The sequence below is a fragment of the Burkholderia sp. MSh2 genome, from assembly GCF_000731655.1.
GTDB lineage: Bacteria > Pseudomonadota > Gammaproteobacteria > Burkholderiales > Burkholderiaceae > Burkholderia > Burkholderia paludis.
Map to the genome: position 1 here is coordinate 1 of NZ_JPGM01000051.1, position 2,521 is coordinate 2,521.

Annotated in this window: 3 protein-coding genes; all 3 read right to left on the minus strand. The window is 63.7% G+C overall.

Annotated elements, in window-relative coordinates; genetic code table 11:
- A partial coding sequence (cyoD, locus tag GQ57_RS27830) for a cytochrome o ubiquinol oxidase subunit IV (RefSeq protein WP_034199577.1) occupies positions 1 to 279 on the minus strand: 279 nt, incomplete at its 3' end.
- Positions 280 to 888, minus strand: coding sequence for a cytochrome o ubiquinol oxidase subunit III (cyoC, locus tag GQ57_RS27835; RefSeq protein ID WP_031399414.1), 609 nt, complete (start codon positions 886 to 888; stop codon positions 280 to 282).
- On the minus strand, positions 888 to 2,521 hold a 1,634-nt coding region (locus GQ57_RS27840; RefSeq protein ID WP_034199578.1), incomplete at its 5' end, for a cbb3-type cytochrome c oxidase subunit I. The genes cyoC and GQ57_RS27840, both read right to left, overlap by 1 nt.

Genomic DNA, 2,521 nt, shown 5'->3' on the forward strand with positions numbered 1-2,521 from the left:
GATCAGGATCGCCGCCGTGAGCACCGTATAGCTGAACGCCATCACGTTCCAGCGCTGGCCCGACGAGCTGTTCATGTGCAGGAAGTACACGAGATGCACGATGATCTGCACGAACGCGAGCACGGCGAGCGCAATCAGCGACGCATGCGGCGACAGCACGCCGCCCATCACGAGGCCGAACGACGCGGCCGTGAGCAGCACCGACAGGATGAAGCCGGCGACATAGCCGCCGACGCTGCCGTGCCCTTCTTCGAGTTGAGACGAATGCGAATGGGCCATTTAGATCACGCTCGCGAGATAGACAAAGGAAAACACGCAGATCCACACGATGTCGAGAAAGTGCCAGAAAAGGCTCAGGCACGTCAGGCGTCGCAGGTCGCGATCGGTCAGGTCGCCGCCGCGCGACAGGATCTGCCCGGCGAGCACGACCATCCAGATCAGGCCGACCGTCACGTGCAGCCCGTGCGTGCCCACCAGCGTGAAGAATGCCGACAGGAACGCGCTGCGCTGCGGGCCCGCGCCTTCCGCGATCAGGTGCGAGAACTCGCGCAGTTCCATCGCGAGAAACGCCGCGCCGAGCACGAACGTCACCGCGAGCCACGCGAGCAGCGCGCCGCGCCGCTGCTTGTAGGCCGCCAGCATCGCGAAACCGTACGTGATGCTCGACAGCAGCAGCGCGGCGGTTTCCACCGCGACGCCCGGAATGTCGAACAGATCCTTCGCGGTCGGGCCGCCCGCGTACTGGTTGCCCAGCACCGCGAAGGTCGCGAACAGCGCCGCGAAGATCACGCAGTCGGTCATCAGGTACAACCAGAAACCGAACACCGAATGCGACGGCGGATGGTCGTCGTGCTCGAGCAGGGTTGCGCTCAAGGTTTTCTGCAACATCAGTTGGCCTCCATTTCCACGTCGTCGACGCGCACGGCTGCGTGCGTGGTCGGCTGCTTGCCTTCGATCTTCCGCACCGTCGACGCGGGGATGTAATAACCGTCGTTGTCGCGCGAGCTGTAGATCACGAGCGTCGCGACGATCCCGACGAGACCGCCGATCGCCATCCACCAGATGTGCCACACCAGCGCGAAGCCGAGCACCAGGCTGAAGATCGCGACCATCAGGCCCGCGCAGGTATTCGACGGCATGTGGATGTCATGGATCGACGCCGGGTTCGGCCGGCCTTCGCCGCGCGCCTTCATGTCCGCGTACGCGTCGAGCGTGCGCACCTGCGGGATCACCGCAAAGTTGTAGTTGGCCGGCGGCGACGAGGTCGCCCACTCCAGCGTGCGGCCGCCCCACGGATCGCCCGTGGTGTCGCGGTATTCCGGCAGGTTGCGATTGCGGATGCTGACCACGAGCTGCAGCAGCTGGCAGGCAATGCCGATCGCGATCAGCACGGCGCCGAACGCGGCGACCAGCAGCCACGGATGCCATGCCGGGTTGTCGTAATGGTTGATCCGGCGCGTCATGCCCATGAAGCCGAGCACGTAGAGCGGCACGAACGCGACGTAGAAACCGATCTGCCAGAACCAGAACGCGGCCTTGCCGAGCTTCTCGTTCAGCTTGAAGCCGAACGCCTTCGGGAACCAGTAGTTGAAGCCCGCGAGATAACCGAACAGCACGCCGCCGATGATCACGTTGTGGAAGTGCGCGATCAGGAACAGACTGTTGTGCAGCACGAAGTCCGCGCCCGGGATCGCCATCATCACGCCGGTCATGCCGCCGATCGTGAACGTGACCATGAAGCCGATCGTCCACAGCACGGGCGTCGTGAATTCGATCCGGCCGCGGTACATCGTGAACAGCCAGTTGAACACCTTCACGCCGGTCGGGATCGCGATGATCATCGTCATGATGCCGAAGAACGCATTCACGTTCGCGCCCGAGCCCATCGTGAAGAAGTGATGCAGCCACACGAGGAACGACAGCACCATGATCGCGCAGGTCGCGTACACCATCGTCTTGTAGCCGAACAGCGGCTTCTTCGCGAACGTCGCGATGACTTCCGAGAAGATGCCGAACGCCGGCAGGATCAGGATGTAGACCTCCGGATGGCCCCACGCCCAGATCAGGTTCAGGTACAGCATCGCGTTGCCGCCGGCTTCGTTCGTGAAGAAGTGCATGCCGAGGTAACGGTCGAGGCCGAGCAGCGCAAGCGTCGCGGTCAGGATCGGGAACGACGCCATGATCAGCACGTTCGTGCACAGCGCGGTCCACGTGAACACCGGCATCTTCATCAGCGTCATGCCCGGCGCGCGCATCTTGATGATCGTCGCGAAGAAGTTCACGCCGGTCAGCAGCGTGCCGACACCCGAGATCTGCAGCGCCCACAGGTAGTAATCGACCCCCACGCCCGGGCTGAACTGCAGCTCCGACAGCGGCGGATAGGCAAGCCAGCCCGTCTGCGCGAATTCGCCGATCACGAGCGAGACGTTGATCAGGATCGCGCTGACGGCCGTCATCCAGAACGAAAGCGAGTTGATGAACGGGAACGCGACGTCGCGCGCGCCGATCTGCAGCGGCACGA

Bases quoted from the DNA above. Each gene is read 5' to 3' on its own strand.
- cyoC (WP_031399414.1), bottom strand. From the start codon at position 888: ATGTTGCAGAAAACCTTGAGCGCAACCCTGCTCGAGCACGACGACCAT.